Annotated in this window: 16 protein-coding genes and 1 pseudogene; 12 read left to right on the top strand and 5 right to left on the bottom strand. The window is 59.9% G+C overall.

The genetic code is table 11. The features are described from left to right. Window positions 1-124 precede the first annotated feature (124 nt). From AC07N8_RS04905 to paoC, 4 genes are all read left to right on the top strand, one after another. Entirely contained in the window at window positions 125-2,518 is a 2,394-nt protein-coding gene (locus AC07N8_RS04905) for a DUF3772 domain-containing protein (protein ID WP_493141758.1), read from the top strand. A 110-nt stretch (window positions 2,519-2,628) separates the two neighbouring features. Next, entirely contained in the window at window positions 2,629-3,270 is a 642-nt protein-coding gene (gene paoA, locus AC07N8_RS04900) for an aldehyde dehydrogenase iron-sulfur subunit PaoA (protein WP_493141760.1), read from the top strand. Next, the gene (locus AC07N8_RS04895) at window positions 3,267-4,223 is read left to right on the top strand and encodes an FAD binding domain-containing protein (protein WP_493141762.1); all 957 of its coding nucleotides are present in this window, start codon (window positions 3,267-3,269) and stop codon (window positions 4,221-4,223) included. The genes paoA and AC07N8_RS04895 overlap by 4 nt, the downstream gene beginning before the upstream one ends. Further along, window positions 4,220-6,415, top strand: coding sequence for an aldehyde oxidoreductase molybdenum-binding subunit PaoC (gene paoC / locus AC07N8_RS04890; protein ID WP_493141764.1), 2,196 nt, complete (start codon window positions 4,220-4,222; stop codon window positions 6,413-6,415). The genes AC07N8_RS04895 and paoC overlap by 4 nt, the downstream gene beginning before the upstream one ends. Here the strand turns inward: paoC and AC07N8_RS04885 are convergent. After that, entirely contained in the window at window positions 6,412-7,320 is a 909-nt protein-coding gene (locus tag AC07N8_RS04885) for a helix-turn-helix domain-containing protein (RefSeq protein WP_493141766.1), read from the bottom strand. The genes paoC and AC07N8_RS04885 overlap by 4 nt on opposite strands. A gap of 161 nt (window positions 7,321-7,481) precedes the next feature. Between AC07N8_RS04885 and AC07N8_RS04880 the strand changes: the two genes are divergently transcribed. The 3 genes from AC07N8_RS04880 (at window position 7,482) to AC07N8_RS04870 (ending at window position 11,379) form a co-directional block, all read left to right on the top strand. Then, window positions 7,482-8,840: a glutamine synthetase family protein gene (locus tag AC07N8_RS04880; RefSeq protein ID WP_483842263.1), complete on the top strand. Its 1,359-nt coding sequence runs from the start codon at window positions 7,482-7,484 to the stop codon at window positions 8,838-8,840. Between the two features lie 152 nt (window positions 8,841-8,992). After that, entirely contained in the window at window positions 8,993-10,081 is a 1,089-nt protein-coding gene (locus AC07N8_RS04875; RefSeq protein WP_483842264.1) for a polyamine ABC transporter substrate-binding protein, read from the top strand. Next, entirely contained in the window at window positions 10,078-11,379 is a 1,302-nt protein-coding gene (locus AC07N8_RS04870; RefSeq protein ID WP_493141769.1) for an NAD(P)/FAD-dependent oxidoreductase, read from the top strand. The genes AC07N8_RS04875 and AC07N8_RS04870 overlap by 4 nt, the downstream gene beginning before the upstream one ends. A gap of 31 nt (window positions 11,380-11,410) precedes the next feature. Here the strand turns inward: AC07N8_RS04870 and AC07N8_RS04865 are convergent, their stop codons facing one another. Both AC07N8_RS04865 and AC07N8_RS04860 read right to left on the bottom strand, forming a co-directional pair. Beyond that, window positions 11,411-11,803, bottom strand: coding sequence for a tautomerase family protein (locus AC07N8_RS04865; RefSeq protein ID WP_493141771.1), 393 nt, complete (start codon window positions 11,801-11,803; stop codon window positions 11,411-11,413). A 46-nt stretch (window positions 11,804-11,849) separates the two neighbouring features. Continuing rightward, window positions 11,850-12,770 carry a DMT family transporter gene (locus tag AC07N8_RS04860; protein ID WP_493141773.1) on the bottom strand — a complete coding sequence of 307 codons (921 nt, stop codon included), beginning with the start codon at window positions 12,768-12,770 and terminating at the stop codon, window positions 11,850-11,852. A gap of 99 nt (window positions 12,771-12,869) precedes the next feature. Here AC07N8_RS04860 and AC07N8_RS04855 point away from each other — a divergent pair, with 99 nt between their 5' ends. Beyond that, entirely contained in the window at window positions 12,870-13,775 is a 906-nt protein-coding gene (locus AC07N8_RS04855) for a LysR substrate-binding domain-containing protein (RefSeq protein ID WP_493141775.1), read from the top strand. 4 nt (window positions 13,776-13,779) lie between these two features. Here AC07N8_RS04855 and AC07N8_RS04850 read toward each other — a convergent pair whose 3' ends face one another. Continuing rightward, window positions 13,780-14,259, bottom strand: coding sequence for a VOC family protein (locus tag AC07N8_RS04850; RefSeq protein WP_493141777.1), 480 nt, complete (start codon window positions 14,257-14,259; stop codon window positions 13,780-13,782). A 304-nt stretch (window positions 14,260-14,563) separates the two neighbouring features. Here AC07N8_RS04850 and AC07N8_RS04845 point away from each other — a divergent pair, with 304 nt between their 5' ends. The 4 genes and pseudogenes from AC07N8_RS04845 (at window position 14,564) to AC07N8_RS04830 (ending at window position 17,564) form a co-directional block, all read left to right on the top strand. Further along, window positions 14,564-15,124 (top strand): lipid-binding SYLF domain-containing protein, encoded by a 561-nt coding sequence (locus AC07N8_RS04845; RefSeq protein ID WP_493141779.1) that lies wholly within the window; start codon window positions 14,564-14,566, stop codon window positions 15,122-15,124. Window positions 15,125-15,254: 130 nt separating this feature from the next. Further along, window positions 15,255-15,365 (top strand): annotated as a pseudogene (locus tag AC07N8_RS04840) (MurR/RpiR family transcriptional regulator); the annotation flags it as partial. 189 nt (window positions 15,366-15,554) lie between these two features. Continuing rightward, on the top strand, window positions 15,555-16,661 hold the full coding sequence (locus AC07N8_RS04835) for an alkene reductase (RefSeq protein WP_493141781.1): 1,107 nt from the start codon (window positions 15,555-15,557) through the stop codon (window positions 16,659-16,661). Between the two features lie 540 nt (window positions 16,662-17,201). Then, the gene (locus AC07N8_RS04830; RefSeq protein WP_483842272.1) at window positions 17,202-17,564 is read left to right on the top strand and encodes a DUF6124 family protein; all 363 of its coding nucleotides are present in this window, start codon (window positions 17,202-17,204) and stop codon (window positions 17,562-17,564) included. Between the two features lie 96 nt (window positions 17,565-17,660). Here AC07N8_RS04830 and AC07N8_RS04825 read toward each other — a convergent pair whose 3' ends face one another. Then, a complete protein-coding gene (locus tag AC07N8_RS04825) occupies window positions 17,661-18,281 on the bottom strand; it encodes a dihydrofolate reductase family protein (RefSeq protein ID WP_493141783.1) in 621 nt (206 codons plus the stop codon). Between the last annotated feature and the right edge of the window lie 177 nt (window positions 18,282-18,458).

Raw genomic sequence — 18,458 nt, 5'->3', positions numbered from 1 at the left:
TCAGCCATCACCCGCCTCAGGGCCCTTATGTCGATTGCGGCCCGTCAACATGAAACTTTTCGATCGTTTTGGCCTGATGACCTAACCTCATAGGCTGAGTGACCAACAACAGGGCCGCACGCCTATGCGTCATGTATTGATGTCAGTGATCTTCGTCGCGCTCACCCTGCTGGTGCCCAGTGGCGCAGCGCTGCCTGCCGACGATCCGACACCGTCTTCAATCATTGCGCCGGAGTCTGCGCCCGCGGCGGTGTCCACCACTGAACTGCAAGGCCTGCAACTGCGCCTGGACCTGATCAAACAGCGGGTTTCACTGGCCAATAACGTCACCATGATGGTCGGCCTGCAAGATTCCGTTCAGTCGTTCATCAATGACGTGGACAACCTGCAATCATCGCTGCTGCCCGAACAGAAACAACTGCAAGCGCAACTGGATGTGCTGAGCGGTCCGGTTTCCCTGGGTGGCGAAGCTGTCGAGAAATCGGATATCACCACGCAACGGGCAGTTCTTTCCGAGCAAAAGAAAGTCGTCGATGCCAGTTTGAACACCCTCGCCGCGCTGAGAGGCAGTGCTGTTGACCTGCTCACTCAGATTGCCAGTATTCGACGCAGTCTCCTGGAAAGCGAAGTCACGCTGCGCAGTGGCAGCATCCTGGGCCGGGATTTTTGGGAACCGTTAATTAATCCCCTCCCGGAGGATCGCCTGCGGCTCATAAATTTCATTGAGCAGGCCGGCAACACCCTTGCGGCCGCCTGGCAACCCGGCCAGCGTTTTTCGGCAATCATGATTATTTTGCTGGCCCTGGTCATCTGGATCTGGGGCCGTCGGCTGGCTGATCGCGGGCTGACCTGGATTTGCATCCATCGCCTGCCTGAAGGGCGATTACGGCGAAGCACGCTGGCGCTGGCGTCTGTCGTGGCCACGGTATTGACCACGGCGTGCGCACTGCAATTGCTGTTTTACGCGCTCACGCGAGAACTGCCGTTGTCGCCGATGATCCAGAACTTCGCCGAGGAATTCGAAAGGGTGGTCTATACCTGCGTGCTGATCACCGGGTTGAGCCGGGCATTGCTGGCCAACCAGCACCCCTCCTGGCGACTGCCCGCTATCGAAGACTCCGTCGCGGAGGCCATTCAGCCCTACCCCAAAATACTGGCCGCCACCCTGCTGGTGATGGCGTCGGCGGCGCAAATCAGCAATGTCTCCGGCATGAGCGGCCCCGCCTTGCTGTTGGGACGAGGCTTGATCGCGCTGGTGGTCGCGGTGATTTTCACCCTGCTGTTCCGCCGCGCCAGTCACGCCCGTAGAGTCCTGGTAGCCTCCGGCGAAGCTACTGAAACGGGGACGGCCCTCGCCGGCCTGATTTACACCTGCACGATCATTGCGCTGGTCATCTCGTTCTTCGCCTTGCTGATCGGCTACGTCTCCCTGGCAAGGTTCATCACCTACGAACTGGTCTGGGGATTTATCATCCTCTCCGGCTTCTACATGCTGATCCAGTTGCTCAAGGACAGTTGCGAATACCTGTTCTCACCCAAGAGCCCGAGCGGCAAGGCGATCAAACAGTTGCTGGGGATGGGCGATGTACGCCTTGAGCAAGCCCAGATCATTTTGTCCGGGGCCGGTCGTGCGACGTTAATACTGTTGGCGGTCATTTCGCTGTTTGTAGGCGGCGTGGGCACCACGTTCGGGCAACTGGTGGCCCAGGCAATGTCGATTCTCGGCGGCGACGGCTTGCGCAAACTGAACATCATCCCGGGTCATTTGCTCAACGCCATCCTGGCCCTGTTTGTCGGTATCTACCTGATTCGGGCGCTGTGCCGCTGGCTGGATAACGAGTTCCTGCCAAAAACCGACATGGACCCCGGCATGTGTGCCTCGCTGAGCACGCTGTTCGCCAACATCGGCTATGCCCTGGTGATTCTGCTGACCTTGTCTTCACTGGGCATCAAGTGGACCAACCTGGCGTGGATCGTCAGCGCCCTGTCGGTGGGTATCGGTTTCGGCTTGCAGGAAATCGTCAAGAACTTCGTCTCCGGCCTGATCCTGCTGACCGAGCGCCCGGTGAAGGTCGGCGACCTGATCAGCATCAGTGGGGTCGAGGGCGATATCCGCCGCATCAACGTCCGGGCCACCGAAATACAACTCGCCGACCGCTCGATCGTGATCGTGCCCAACTCCCAATTGATCTCGCAAAACCTGCGCAACGTGACGTTGGGCGGCAGTGCGCAAGGCGTGGCGAGCCTTGAGTTGATGTTCCCGTTGGACATCGACCCGGAGCAGGTGAAAGACCTGCTGTACGACACCTACCACGAGAATGAGAACATCCTCGACAAACCGGCGACGTTTGTCCGCTTCAGCAAACTCAGCCCGGATGGCATCACCCTGACCATCACCGGTTACGTCAGCAGCCCGAGAATTGTCGGCATCACCAAAAGTGACCTGTTGTTCGAGATTTTGAAGCGCCTGGGCGCGGCGGGTATCGAACTGGCCAAACCGGCGACCCCAGCGGATTGATGAGCACCGCTCATAACTCTATAGACGAATTACGCAAAAACATTCGCCGCTCAGGCGGGTCACTCTTTCTGTGAGCCTTGGCCATGCCCAAACACACAGGAATCGAATCAATGGACAACCGTGCCCCGCTACCGCTTTCAAGACGCACCTTCCTGATCGTCGGCGTCGTGACGGCGACAGCCATGGTGCTGCCGCCCTTTATCTCGGCCAAAGCCTGCGCCGCCAATGCCGCGCAGCCGATCAAGGCTGCTGTGTCCCTGTCGGTCAATGGCCAACAGCGCCACCTGGACCTCGACACCCGAACCACACTGCTCGATGCATTGCGCGAACACTTGCAGCTTACCGGCACCAAAAAGGGTTGTGATCACGGCCAGTGCGGCGCCTGCACGGTGATCGTCGATGGCCGGCGCATTAACGCTTGCCTGACGCTGGCGGTGATGCACAACGGCGCCAAGGTCACCACCATCGAGGGGCTGGGCACGCCTGAAAAGCTCCATCCGATGCAGGCCGCGTTCATCAAGCACGACGGCTACCAATGCGGTTATTGCACGCCGGGGCAGATCTGCTCGGCAGTCGCGGTGCTCGAGGAAATGCGCGCCGGCATTCCGAGTCACGCCAGTGCCAGCCTGACCGATTCGCCGCAACTGATCGCCAGTGAACTGCAGGAGCGCATGAGCGGCAACATCTGCCGCTGTGGCGCGTACTCCAACATCATCGAAGCGATCACCGAAGTCGCGGAGGCCAACGTATGAGGCCCTTCACTTACCTGCGTGCCAAATCCCCCGCCGAAGCCGCTGCATTGGCAGCTCAGGTCAACGGCTCACGGTTTATCGCCGGTGGCACCAACCTGCTCGACCTGATGAAACTGGACATCGAAACCCCCACGCACCTGATTGATGTCAACGGTCTGGCGCTGGAGCGGATCGAAGCCACTCCCGAAGGGGGCTTGAGAATCGGTGCGCTGGTGCGCAATACCGACCTCGCCGCCGACGCCCGGGTTCGCAAGGACTACGCGCTACTGTCGCGCGCCCTCCTCGCCGGTGCTTCCGGTCAGTTGCGCAACAAGGCGACCACCGCTGGCAACCTGTTGCAACGCACGCGCTGCCCGTATTTCTACGACACCCATCAAGCCTGCAACAAGCGCCAACCCGGCAGTGGCTGCGCGGCCATCGGTGGTTTCAGTCGTTCGCTGGGCGTCATCGGCGTCAGTGATGCCTGCATTGCCACGCACCCCAGCGACATGGCTGTGGCCATGCGTGCACTCGATGCGCAGGTGGAAACCGTGCGCCCCGATGGCTCGACCCGGGTGATTGCCATCGCCGATTTCCATCGGTTGCCAGGCAACACGCCGAACATCGAAACCACGCTGGCAGCGAATGAGTTGATCACCGCCGTGACACTGCCGGCGCCACTCGGCGGGACGCACATTTATCAGAAGGTTCGAGACCGCGCTTCATACGCGTTTGCACTGATTTCCGTGGCGGCCATCATTCAGCAGGACGGCAGCGGCCGCGTCGCGCTGGGCGGCGTTGCGCACAAGCCATGGCGAGTCGAAACGGCTGAAACGGCGATGCCACAAGGGGCCAAAGCCGTGGCAGATCAGTTGCTCGCCGGCGCGACGCCCACTCCGGAAAACGCCTTCAAACTCACCCTCGTCGAGCGCACGCTCGCGTCGGTCATGGCACAAGCGAGGACTCACGCATGAAATTCGACACCCTCGCCACCACCAATCCCATCGACCAGATGAAAGTGGTCGGCAAGCCCACCACCCGTATCGAAGGGCCATTGAAGACCACCGGTTCTGCGCCTTATGCCTACGAACACCACGACGTAGCGCCGAACCAGGCGTATGGCGTGGTCGTCGGTTCGGCCATCGCCAAGGGCCGCATTGCCTCGATGAACCTTGAAGAGGCGCAGTCTGCTCCGGGCGTGATCGCCATTGTCACGGCCACCAACGCCGGCAAGTTGGGCAAAGGCAAATACAACACCGCAAAACTGCTTGGCGGTCCTGAGATCGAGCATTATCACCAGGCCGTGGCGCTGGTGGTGGCGGAGACCTTCGAACAGGCACGGGCCGCTGCGCAGCGGCTCGACATCCAGTATGTCAAAAGCGAGGGCGCCTTCGATCTGGCCAGTGTTCACAGTTCCGGCGAGCCCACCAAAGAATCGCCGGACACCACCCATGGCGACTTTGCCGCGGCCTTCGCGACAGCGCCGGTGCAGTTTGATGCGACGTACACCACCCCGGATCAAGCCCATTCGATGATGGAACCCTTTGCCTCGATCGCCGCGTGGCAAGGCGATCAACTGACCGTGTGGACCTCGAATCAGATGATCGACTGGTCGGTGACAGACCTGGCGACCACGCTCGGTATCCCTAAGAAAAATGTGCGCCTGATCTCGCCCTACATTGGCGGCGGCTTTGGCGGCAAGCTGTTCCTGCGCTGCGATGCAGTCCTCGCCGCCCTCGGCGCGCGCCTGGCCGGTCGGCCGGTGAAAGTCGCGCTGGCACGGCCGATGATCTTCAACAACTCGACCCACCGCCCAGCAACGATTCAACGCATTCGCATCGGCGCCACCGTGGACGGCAAGATCACCGCCATGGGCCATGAAGGCTGGTCCGGCGACCTGCCCGGCGGCAAAGTCGAAAACGCCTCGCAACCGAGCAAACTGCTGTATGCCGGGGACAATCGCCTGGTGTCGATGCGCCTGAGTACGCTTGATCTGCCGGAAGGCAACGCCATGCGCGCACCGGGTGAGGCACCGGGGCTGATGGCACTGGAAATCGCCATGGACGAGATGGCCGAGAAACTCAAACTCGACCCCATCGAGTTTCGGATCATCAACGACACTCAGGTCGATCCGGTCGACCCCAAGCGCCCGTTCTCCCAACGACAACTGGTCGAATGCCTGCGCACCGGGGCCGCGCGATTTGGCTGGGACAAACGTCATCCACAGCCGGGCACTCAACGCGAAGGTCGCTGGCTGATCGGCATGGGCGTCGGCGTCGCGTTTCGCAATAACCTGCAGGTGAAGTCCGGCGCACGGGTGCGTCTGGATGCCAGTGGAACGGTGACCGTGGAAACCGACATGACCGATATCGGCACCGGCAGTTACACGATCATCGCCCAGACCGCCGCCGAGATGATGGGCGTCGGCCTCGATGACGTGGTGGTGCGGCTCGGCGATTCGAGCTTTCCGGTGTCCTCCGGTTCTGGCGGTCAGTTCGGCGGCAATTGCTCGACGGCGGGCGTGTACGCGGCGTGCGTCAAACTGCGCGAAGCGGTAGCCCGACAATTTGGCGTCAACGTGGAAGAGGCTGTGTTTGCCGGTGGTGAAGTCCACGCGGGCGGCAACACCTTTGCGCTGCACGATGCGGCCACCGCAGGCGAAATCGTCGCCGAGGACTCCATCGAATTCGCCGAACTGAGCAAGCAGTACCAGCAATCCACCTTCGGCGCGCACTTTGTCGAAGTCGCGGTCGACAGCGCCACCGGTGAAACCCGCGTACGGCGGATGCTCGCGGTGTGCGCAGCCGGGCGGATTCTCAACCCGACCTCGGCGCGCAGCCAGGTGATCGGCGCGATGACTATGGGTGTCGGCGCGGCGTTGATGGAGGACCTGGTGGTCGATAAGCGCCTGGGCTTCTTCGTCAACCACGACCTGGCCGGCTACGAAGTGCCGGTGCATGCGGACATCCCGCATCAGGAGGTGATTTTCCTCGACGAAACGGACCCGGCCTCATCGCCGATGAAAGCCAAGGGCGTCGGCGAGTTGGGTTTGTGCGGCGTCAGTGCGGCAATTGCCAATGCGATCTACAACGCCACCGCCGCGCGCGTTCGGGAATACCCCATCACGCTGGACAAGATTTTGCAGAAGCTGCCGCCGATGATCTAGCGTTGGCCGCCGCGCTTGAGCGTTTCACTCGGCAACTCTTTGAACAACGCCCGATAGCTGCTGGAAAATCGCCCCAAATGCCAGAACGACCAGTTCATTGCCACTTCAGCGACGGTGGTCTCGTTGGGGGTGCGGCTGAGCAGTTCGCGGTGTGCGCTGTTGAGCCGGCGCAGGCGCAGCCAATGGGTCGGCGTCATCCCGGTGAAGGCCTTGAACGCATGCTGCAACTGGCGCAACGAAACCCCGGCGACCTGGGAAAGCTCGAGCAAATTGAGGGTTTCTTCCGGAGAATCGGCGGCCCACTCGCCGATGCGTTTCATGACCGCGCGCTCTTCGCTGCGGCGCTGTAAGCCACCCCGGTCGAGGCACACGCAGGCGTTGTCGAGGATGTACAAACAGTCCTCCAGCAATTGCTGCGTCAAGGCTTCCTTGCTCGGTGGGTCGAGGGTTTCTCCCAAGCGGGTCAGCGTGCCGCTCAACCAGCGGCTGAACAATGCGTTCTGCCCCGAGTTGAGTGGCGACAGGAACAACCCTTCCAGCCGCTCCACGTCCAAACCCTGTCGCTGAACGAACTCCGGGCCGAACACCACGGCGATTTCCTGGTAGTTCTCGGGGGTGATCCAGATGTTGCGGCTTTCGCCATTGAGCAGGTAAAGCGCGTTGTCGCTGCGATCGAAACAGAACGCCAACGACCCTTGCGGCGCGCTGAAATTCTGCTCGACGCGGGTGTTCATCTGTTCTTCGTAGATCTCCACGCCTTGCAAGTCCAGATAGCGCACACGCCCGGCGAAATGCCCCGGGGACATTTGCTGATAGTGCTGGACCCAACCCGGTGTGGCGCGGATTTGCTCGGCGACATCTTCGGTGTTGAACGCTTGAACCTGAATCGGACTGGACGCTGACATGGGTGACCTTACGCACTCGTTTGGTGCGTTTTGGTGCTGCTTAAAGTGGATAGATGGAACCGCAAGGCTCGCCCAAGATAGTCGTCAACGCGTCTCAGGGGAAGAGTGCGGTGGATGAAACCGCCCTCCCCGACGTTAATAAAACCAATAACGAGGTCTTTATGAATGTCCCTTTCGATCAGCTGTTCACTTGGCTGAAAGATCACAAGATTACCGAAGTCGAGTGTGTGGTCAGTGACTTGACCGGCATTGCACGCGGCAAGATTGCACCCACCAACAAGTTCCTGCATGAGCGAGGCATGCGCCTGCCGGAAAGTGTGCTTTTGCAAACGGTAACCGGGGACTTTGTCGACGACGACATCTACTACGACCTGCTCGACCCGGCCGACATCGACATGGTCTGCAAGCCGGACCCGAATGCGGTCTACGTGATTCCATGGGCCATCGAGCCGACCGCCATCGTCATCCACGACACCTTCGACAAGTTCGGCAACCCGATCGAATTGTCGCCGCGCAACGTGCTGAAGAAAGTGCTGCAGTTGTACACCGACAAAGGCTGGCGGCCGATTGTTGCGCCGGAAATGGAGTTTTACCTGACCCAGCGATGCGAAGACCCGGACTTGCCACTCAAGGCACCAATGGGCCGTTCGGGCCGTGCCGAAAGCGGTCGTCAGTCGTTTTCCATCGACGCGGCCAACGAATTCGATCCGCTGTTCGAAGACGTCTACGACTGGTGTGAACTGCAGGGCCTGGACCTCGATACCTTGATCCACGAAGACGGCCCGGCGCAGATGGAAATCAACTTCCGTCACGGCGACGCACTGGACCTGGCGGACCAGATCACCGTGTTCAAGCGCACCCTGCGTGAAGCGGCGCTCAAGCACAACGTCGCGGCGACCTTCATGGCCAAACCGATTGGCGATGAGCCCGGCAGCGCCATGCACATCCACCAGAGCGTGGTCGACATCGCCACCGGGCTGCCGATCTTCGCCGACGCCGATGGCAACATGAGCGAGTTGTTCCTGCACCACATTGGTGGTCTGCAAAAGTACATCCCCAAACTGCTGCCGATGTTCGCGCCTAACGTGAACTCGTTCCGCCGCTTCCTGCCGGACACCTCGGCGCCGGTCAACGTTGAATGGGGCGAAGAAAACCGCACCGTCGGTTTGCGTGTGCCGACCTCGTCGCCGGATGCGATGCGCGTGGAAAACCGCTTGCCGGGCGCCGACGCCAACCCGTACCTGGCGATTGCCGCCAGTTTGCTGTGCGGTTACCTGGGCATGGTCGAGCGCATCGAACCGAGCGCTGCAGTGCAAGGACGCGCCTATGAGCGTCGCAACCTGCGCTTGCCGATCACCATCGAGGACGCCCTGACCCAGATGGAAGAATGCGACACCGTCGAGCGTTATCTGGGCAGCAAGTTTGTTCGCGGCTATGTCGCGGTCAAACGCGCGGAACACGAAAACTTCAAGCGCGTGATCAGCTCCTGGGAGCGTGAGTTCCTGCTGCTGAGCGTGTGAGACCTGATTTGCCTGTACTGGCCTCTTCGCGAGCAGGCTCGCTCCCACATTTGAAATGCATTCCCCCTGTGGGAGCGAGCCTGCTCGCGATGGCGGCCTCAGGAACACCAAAGAATCTCCGGAAGAATCCAATAATTAGAAGAGGTGTCGATATGCGTCTATTGAAATCCATGGTCCCGGTCGCGCTGGCGGCAATGTTCAGCGCCGGTGTGCAGGCTCAGCCACAGGTCAGCGTCTACAACTGGACCGATTACATCGGCGAAACCACCCTCGCCGACTTCCAGGCCAAAACCGGGATCAAGGTGATCTACGACGTCTTCGACTCCAACGAAACCCTGGAGGGCAAACTGCTCGCGGGCCGCACCGGCTACGACGTAGTCGTGCCGTCCAACCACTTCCTGGCACGCCAGGTGAAAGCCGGCGCGTTCCTGAAACTCGACCGCGAACAACTGCCGAACTTCAAGAACCTCGACCCGAAACTGTTGGCGCTGCTGGAAAAGAACGACCCGCAAAACGCCCACTCGGTGCCGTACCTGTGGGGCACCAACGGCATCGGCTACAACGTCGACAAGGTCAAGCAAGTGCTGGGCGTCGACCATATCGATTCCTGGGCCGTGCTTTTCGAACCGGAAAACATCAAGAAACTCAGCCAGTGTGGCGTGTCGATGATGGACTCGGCGGATGAAGTGTTCCCGGCGATGCTCAACTACATGGGCATGGACCCGCGCAGTGAAAACCCTGAAGACTTCAAAAAGGCCGAAGCCAAGTTGTTGGCCATCCGCCCTTACATCACCTACTTCCACTCCTCGAAGTACGTGTCCGACCTGGCCAACGGCGACATATGCGTAGCGTTCGGCTACTCGGGTGACGTGTTCCAGGCCGCCAACCGTGCCAAGGAAGCCAAGAACGGTGTGAATATCGCCTACGCCATTCCCAAGGAAGGCAGCAACCTGTGGTTCGACTTGCTGGCTGTTCCCGCCGACGCGAGCAACCCAAAAGAAGCCCACGCGTTCATCAACTACCTGCTGGACCCAAAAGTGATTGCCAAGGTCAGCGCGTCGGTCGGTTATGCCAACCCGAACCCGGCGGCCAAGGAATTCATGGACCCGGAACTGGTGAACAATCCTGAGGTGTATCCATCGCAGGCCGTCCTCGACAAACTCTACATTTCGACCACCCCGCCCCAGGCGATCATGCGTTTGATGACCCGTTCCTGGAGCAAAGTGAAGTCCAACAAATGACTCAGTACAGCAACGAACACACCCATTCCTACTACGCCGCGTCGGCAAACGGCCTGACGCCGCGCCCCGCGCTGGCCTCGGACCTGACGGCCGATGTCTGCGTGATCGGCGGCGGCTTTACCGGCGTCAACACCGCCATCGAACTGGCGCAGCGCGGGCTCTCGGTGATCCTGCTGGAGGCCCGGCGGATTGGCTGGGGCGCCAGCGGGCGCAATGGCGGCCAGTTGATTCGCGGCATCGGCCACGACGTCAGCGGGTTTGCCAAGCATGTCGGTGCCGAAGGTGTGCGCTACCTGGAACGGGCCGGCGTCGAATCGGTGCAAGTGGTGGGCAACCGGGTCCGCGAACACGGCATCGATTGCGACCTGCGCTGGGGCTTCTGCGAACTGGCCAACACCCCGGCGCAATTCGCCGGGCTGAAGGCCGAACACGCGGAACTGATCGCGTCGGGCTACGCCCATGAAACCCGTCTGGTCGAACCCGGACAGATCCGCGAGCAAGTGGTGAACTCCGGCGTGTATGCCGGCGGTTTGGTCGACATGGGCTCGGGGCACTTGCACCCGCTGAACCTGGTCCTCGGCGAAGCCAAGGTCGCGCAATCCCTCGGCGTGCAGATCTTCGAGCAGAGCCCGGTGCTGGAGCTGATCCATGGAAGTACCGTGCAGGTGCGCTGTGCCGGTGGCACGGTGCGCGCCGGCAGCCTGGTACTGGCGTGCAATGCGCATCTGGAGGAACTCGAACCCAAGCTCAGCGGCAAGGTGCTTCCGGCGGGCAGCTACATCATCGCCACCGAACCGCTGTCGCAAGAAGCCGCGGCGCAGCTGATCCCGCATAACGTCGCGCTGTGTGACCAGAAAGTCGGCCTCGATTACTACCGGCTCTCGGCGGACCGGCGTTTGCTGTTCGGCGGGGCTTGCCATTACTCCGGTCGCGATCCAGCGGACATCGCCGCCTACATGCGCCCGCACATGCTCAAGGTGTTCCCGCAACTGGCCAATGTAAGGATCGACTATCAATGGGGCGGGATGATCGGCATCTCGGCCAACCGCTTCCCCCAGGTAGGTCGCTTGAGCCAGCATCCCAACGTGTTCTACGCCCAGGGCTACTCCGGCCATGGCCTGAACGTCACCCATTGGTGCGCCAAACTATTGGGCGAAGCCATCCATGCCGGGCACAGCAAAGGCTTCGATGTATTCAGTGCCGTTCCGCACATGACCTTCCCCGGCGGCCGCGCCCTGCGCTCACCACTGCTGGCGCTGGGCATGCTCTGGTACCGGATGCGCGAAATGTTGGGTTAGCGGCGTGTGGCGAGGGGGCTTGCCCCCTCCCTCAATCGACGGGTGCGTATTGCATCTCGCCATTGCCGAACGACCAGTCCTCGCGCTTCACATCCACCAGACTGATCCAGACATCTTCCTTTCGCAGTCCTGTCCTTGCATGAATGCCCTGGGCAATTGCCTGGTAAAACGCTTTCTTGACCTCAACGGTTCGCCCGGCATTCCAGGTCACTTGAATGAACACAATCCCCGGGGTGTAAGTCAGGCCCAGGTAGCCGGCCGACGGATAAACCAGCTCATCCTTGCGGTGGCGATTGATGATCTGGAACTTGTCATGTTCGGGAACGTTGGCCGTCTGCATCATGGCCTCGTAAACCACATCGCTGATGGCGGCGACGGTTTCTTCGGAGGTATCAGCGGCAACGTCGATTCTGGCTAAAGGCATGGTGGTTTCCTGCTGGGGTTGAGGGTTTGTTTGTTGGAGGACGTTTTTAAAGCGGTTTTAAAGAAGACGCGGTGGCTATCGGGCGCGGCGCAGACTTCCCGACCTGCAATACATAGACCCCGACGATGATGCACAGCAGTGCCAGCACATCATGCGCCTGCAACGGTTCATGGATCAGCAATGCACCAATGCCCAGTGCCACGACGGGCGGAATGTAGGTGACACCCGCCGCCTTGAGCGCGCCGAGGTGCTGCACCAGGAAGTAATACAACAGGAACGCCACGCCGGTGCCGATGACCCCAAGCCCGAACACCAGCCCACTCAAGGCGACGGGCTCGTGTGCAATGCGCTCGATCCCGTGAAGGTCGGCGGTCAACAACAGCACCAGCAGTGCCAGGCCGATCTGGTATGTGGACAAGGCCAGCGGCGACAGATCCTTGTCCATCAGGAACCGTCTGGCGTAAACGAATGAGCAACCCAGGCTCAGCGAACCGCCGACCATGTACAGCACGCCACGAATATCAACGGCATTGCCGCCGCTGTTCCATGGCTGGGCGATGAGCAGCACACCGACAAAACCGATCATCAGGCCCGTCACGGTCAAGCGGTTGATGGGTTCCTGGCGCAAAAACACAAACGCCGTCAAAAAGGCGAAGAGCGGAATCGCACCACTGAGCATGCCGGCGATTCCCGAAGGAAGCAGCGCCGCGCCCTTGGCAAACGCCAGGTAATACACGGTGGTGGCGAGCAACGACATAACGAAGAAATGGTGCAAGTAGCGCAAATGTGACCAGCGCAACGCACGGCGGGACAGTGCCAGGACAAGGATCGGGAGGAAGCCGAAGAGCACCCGCAACAGCACAATCTGCATCGGCGTAATCACCTCGGCAGCCCACTTCATGAAAATGAAATTAGTGCCCCAGATCAGCCCGAGCAAAGTAAAGGCAGGATAGACAAATTTGTTCATGATGAACCTCTGCGCGGGGAGTTAATGTGCGAAGGTACGGGCTGAAGGCCGAACTGAACAAACGATTAAAAAACCTGCATGGAGTAGCAAAATTTCAGTATGAACAACATGCCTCCCCTCAAGGCACTGATCGCATTCGATGCCGCGATGAAACACGCCAGTTTTACTGAAGCGGCGGCTGAACTGCATGTCACCCCGGGCGCCGTGGGGCAGCAGATTCAGAAGCTCGAGGAATGGTTGGGTACGCCGCTGTTCATCCGGTCGGTGCGGCAAGTCCAGCCGACTCAAGCTGCGCTGAACTACTGGGCCGCCGTGCAACCCGCATTGCTGCGGATCCAGCAAGCCAGCAACGAGCTGCGCCTGAGCAACGTCAATGAAGTGTGGCTGTCCATGCCGCCGACGCTGGCTGCGAAGTGGTTCGCGCCACGAATGGCCGACTTCTTGAGTTTCAGGCCCGACATTTCCCTGCACCTGAGCGCATCGACGGCGTTGATCGACTTTGAGCGGGATCGGGTTGATCTGGCGATTCGCTACTTTGACGGCAACGATCCGACGCTGGACGCAACCTTGCTGTATCCGGATGAAGCCCGGCTTTATTGCTCACCCGACTATGCCCGCAAACTCAAGCTCAAAGGCCCCGAAGACCTGGTGCGGGCCACACTCCTGCAAACCACCCTGCTTCCCCACTGGACGCCGTGGTTCAAACGGTTCAGCCAATTGACCGACGCGCAGGTGGCTGGCATCCCCAGTCAACATTTCGACCAGTCCATTCTGGCCATAGAAACGGCACGACATGGACAGGGGGTTGTACTGAGTAGCGCGGTCCTGACGGAGGTGGAAATGCGCAATGGCTCGCTGTGCGAACCCTTTGAAATGCGCCTACCGGTATCCAGAGGCTATTACCTGGTTCACCACCGTCAGGCTGTATTACGTCCAGCCGCTGCGGTATTGAAGAAGTGGTTGATTGATCGGGCCAGCGCGGAGCAATCAACCACTTCCACGTGACCCGCTAACGCCCCACCGCTGCTTCGATCGCCGCGATGTCGATCTTGCCCATTTGCATCATGGCCTCAAACGCACGCTTGGCCACCGCTTGATCAGGGTTGGTGACCGCGGCCGTCAACACACGAGGGGTGATCTGCCACGACAACCCCCACTTGTCTTGGCACCAGCCGCAGACATTTTCCGTGCCGCCGTTGCTGACAATCGCATGCCACAGGCGATCCGTTTCGGCTTGGTCGTCAGTCGCGACCTGGAACGAAAAGGCCTGGTTATGCTGGATCCCCGACCCGCCGTTCAGGCCCAGACACGGAATGCCCATCACCGTGAACTCAACCGTCAAGACATCGCCCTGCTTACCCGCCGGATAGTCGCTCGGCGCGCGGTGCACGGCGCCCACGGCGCTGTCGGGAAATGTCTTTGCATAGAAGGTCGCAGCTTCCAGCGCGCTGCCGTCGTACCAGAGACAAATCGTGTTTTTGCTGATCATCTTGGTTCTCCTGGATTGGAACTCGAAGGTGCATTTTAGCAGCGCAGATGATTACGGCCGGACGCCAAGGAATTGATCGAGGTTCGAGGCGTGTCAGCCATCAGCGAACCCCGCCGTTACACAGTGGTCACAACAAGTGATGGCATCGCAACTGATCAGCGGCCCGGGGCCTCTAGTGTTCAAGCGCGACGCTTGCAATCCCAACCTTTCAGGGTGAGCCGGATAACTTCAGCAAACCCGGTTCCTGCCAGACGCAGGCACTGACTGCTGTTCCCGTCCAAGCTCCCTTTCTCGGAGTACGGTAATGACACAATCAATGCGATTCCTCCTCTCGTTCTTTCTCGCGACAGCCTCACTGGCCTCGGCGAGCTTCCTCAACACAGCCGGTGCAGCCACCGCCGAGGATCTGAACGCCGACGCTCGGCAAGAATTGAAAATCCTCTACAAATCCACTCCTGCTGCCGAAACCCTCTCAAAACAAGCCAAGGCTATCCTGGTCTTCCCGAAAATCATCAAGGCCGGCCTGGTATTCGGCGGTAGTTATGGCGAAGGCGTGTTAATGAAGGGCGATAAAGCAGTGGATTATTACAACTCCGTCAGCGGGTCCTGGGGGCTGCAAGCCGGCGCCCAGTCGTACGGCTATGTGGTGTTTCTGATGACCGACAAAGCGGTGAAATACCTCGCCGAAACCAAGGGCTGGGAAATCGGTGTCGGGCCAACGGTTGTTGTAGTGGATGAAGGGATTGCGAAGAACCTGTCCAGCTCAACGCTGAAGGATGACGCGTACGCGTTCATTACCGACCAGCAAGGCTTGATGGCCGGGGTCAGCATCGAAGGCACGAAGATTTCCCAGATCAAGCGCTGAAACCGTTGGATTGATTAGGCGTCGGGGCATCCCGACGAGCACTTTCCTGGTCGATTGCTGCCCGCCGTAATGGGCAGCAATCGGCCAGGCATTGAAACGACCTCCCCCTCCCCGATACAAAGCCCCCCCTGCTGGCGTGATGGCGCGCAATAAAGAAGCGGTCAAACTCGCCACCGAACTGACGGAAAGCGTGATGTCGTACCTGCACATCCCTACCAGCGGAAAACCTGCGAAGAGGTGATTGTGTTAACCGGCTAGCCGACAGGCATTACAGCCGAAAAGTCCGAAGTGTTGGGAATCACAGCCCATTTATCCGCCTGGGGAAATCGCATTAACTAATGCCAAGCGCCTCAACCCCGAAAGCCACACGGCAATCGACCCAGGCAAATGATCAATGGCTCTACCCCTAACTCTTCAGACCGAGGCAATCATGTCCAAACTTCATTCCCCAGTTAACGTCGGCCCCTTCACCTTCGCCCACCGCGTTGTATTGGCACCGCTGACCCGGATGCGTGCCGAAGACGGCGCCCGCCCTGGCGCCTTGATGGCCGAGTACTACGCCCAGCGCACTTCCGAAGGCGGTTTCCTGATTGGTGAAGCCACCATCGCCGCGCCAAACGGCAATGGCTATCTCGGCGCACCGGGCCTGTTCGAGGACAGCCAGATCGCAGGTTGGAAACACGTCACTGACGCCGTGCACGCCAAAGGCGGCAAGATCTTCCTGCAGCTTTATCATGCGGGTCGCCAGTCCAATGTCGACGTGCAGCCTGCAGACAGCCTCCCGGTCGGCCCATCGGAAATCCTGCACGGCGGCGTGGCTTACACCACTGAAGGTTGGGTACCCAACACCCCGAACCGCGCCCTGACCATCGAAGAGATCGCAGAACAGGTAGAAAACTTCCGCACCGCAGCCGAACGCGGCGTGAAAGCCGGTTTTGACGGCGTGGAACTGCATGGCGCCAACGGTTATCTGGTCGATCAGTTCCTGCAGGACAACAGCAACAAGCGCACCGACATTTACGGCGGCTCGTTCGAAAACCGCGCTCGTTTCCTGTTGGAAGTGACCAACGCGCTGATTTCCGTGTGGGGCAGTGATCGCGTGGCGGTACGTGTCGGCCCGAGCGGCACCTGGGGTGACATGGGCGACAGCGATCCGGAAGGCCTGTTTACCTACGTAGCGCAGCAACTGGCGCCGCTGAACCTGGCTTACCTGCACCTGATCGAGCCGCGGATCCTGGGCAACATCGAGGACGAAAATGCCGACCCGGCGCCGGTCGCAGCCCAACTGATGCGCAAACACTACAACGGCGTGATCATTGCTGCCGGTGGCTTCAACGGCGAATCCGCCGAGGCCATCATTCAGGCTGGCGACGCCGACCTGGTGGCCTTCGGTCGTCACTTCATCGCCAACCCGGACTTGCCGGAGCGCCTGCGCCACAATCTGCCGCTGAACGCTTATGACCGCCCAACCTTCTTTGGCGGTACCGAAGTGGGCTACACCGACTACGCGTTCTATCAAGAAGAAGCCACGGCGTAATGTCTTTTTCCGGGCGCCAGTTGCTGTAGCGCAAAGACCCAATGAAGCGCCCCTTGCTTATCCAAAAAGAAGGGGACTGCTGCGCAGTCCAGCGGGAGCAAGCTCCCTCGCCACAAGTTTTCGTTTGTCCCGAGATTTTCTTAAGTGAACGGTATTACCCCCTTGTGGGGACTGACGCTTAAACAACGAAATTCCTGCCTGTTTAAACGAAGCCTCCTGTTACCACCCAAAGGCTACAACGCCTTGCGCCATCGCCTACGGGTAAGACAGAATCCGCCGGCTTGTGCGTCTGGGGCACGGGTTCTATCGTGGCTGGGTCACTGAAAACAGTGATCGGGTTTGGTAGCCCGGTATTTCCAGGCGCATAGCGCCACCTTTTACAGAGATCGTCTTAATCTCTGTTTTTTATGGTGGCCATGCGTAGGGCTCCCTCGGGAGCGCCGGGTTCCTGGACCGGTCTACCAACCTGTGCATGGCCACCACCTTTCGTTTGGTAGCGAAGGGAGATGGCTCCTCAGTAGTTCTTCCAGGAGTTTCACTATGAAAAAACCAACACCCAACCCACCGGACACTGACCCGGCATCGCCCTACGAATCCCTCGATTCGAAAAAATTCCACGAAGCGGCCGAACGCGCCCTCGACCACTACCTCAACCCGGCCGCCCAGATCATGGCCAGCAACCACGAACCTGAACCGATGTTCCTCGCCAACCCCAAGTACGACACCGAATCCCTGCTGGTCAATGCCAGCGAATCACTGGGCTCGGCCACCACCATGCTCAGTAATCTCGCGGCGCTACTGGACAACTCAAACCGCAAGACACTGCTGGGGATTACACAAGTGGTGATGTTGGGGGAATTGGCGGTGAATCAGGTATTGGATAAGGTTGAAGTGAAGGTGTAAGCACAGATCCTCTGTGGCGAAGAACCGGTTCGTCGCCACAGAGGGAGAATCGATTACCCATTGGGTGGAACAGAAGTCCGCCGATGGCCATGCTATTCATTTATCAAACGTACCGGTGCGCACCTCCCCGTCGCGCACATACCGGGTGATCAGCACACCGTTGGACGTGCTGGTGGAGTTCACCAACGTGAAGGCCGAAGCCTGCGCCGTGTCGTCGAACAAGCGCCTGCCGCGCCCCAGCATGACGGGAAACGTCATCAGCCGAAGTTCATCGACCAATCCGGCAGCAAGCAGTTGGCGCACCAGATCGCCGCTGCCCTGCGTCAACAGGTCGGCACCCTCTTGTTGCTTGAGCGCGCGTATCGCATCGGCAACGTTCCCTTCCAGCGCATGACTGTTCTGCCATTCCAGCGTATCGGGGCGATGCGTGGCCACATGCTTGGTCGCACGGTTGAACAGGTCAGCAATGCAATGGCTATGTGAATCGGCCGTTTGCCGCGGCCAATACGCCGCAAATATGTCGTAGGTGCGACGCCCCAGCAGCAACTCGAACGGCTGCGAGAACAAGTCCTGTACCGCCTCGCCGGAGACCTTGTCGGCGTGGGGCACGATCCAGCCACCGAAGCGGAATTCGTCGCTGGTGTCTTCGTCAGGGCCGCCGGGGGCTTGCATAACGCCGTCCAGACTCAGGAAAGCGGCAACGGTGAGCTTGCGCATGGTCTTCTCCTGTTAAGTGCATGTTCCGGGAATGCCGGGGATCACAGCGTATCCGCCGTCTCATTCCTTAGTAGATAGTCGAACGAGCTGCTGCGAAATCGACAGTACGCCGAACAAATGAAGGTTCACCGATACAGCACCGTTTCGACTTTCGATTTGCTCAATTGCGAGGCACTT

This window comes from Pseudomonas sp. GW821-FHT10C09, from assembly GCF_059415465.1.
Note: the sequence above shows the minus strand (reverse complement) of the source record. Positions and strands in the feature narration are given on the sequence as shown.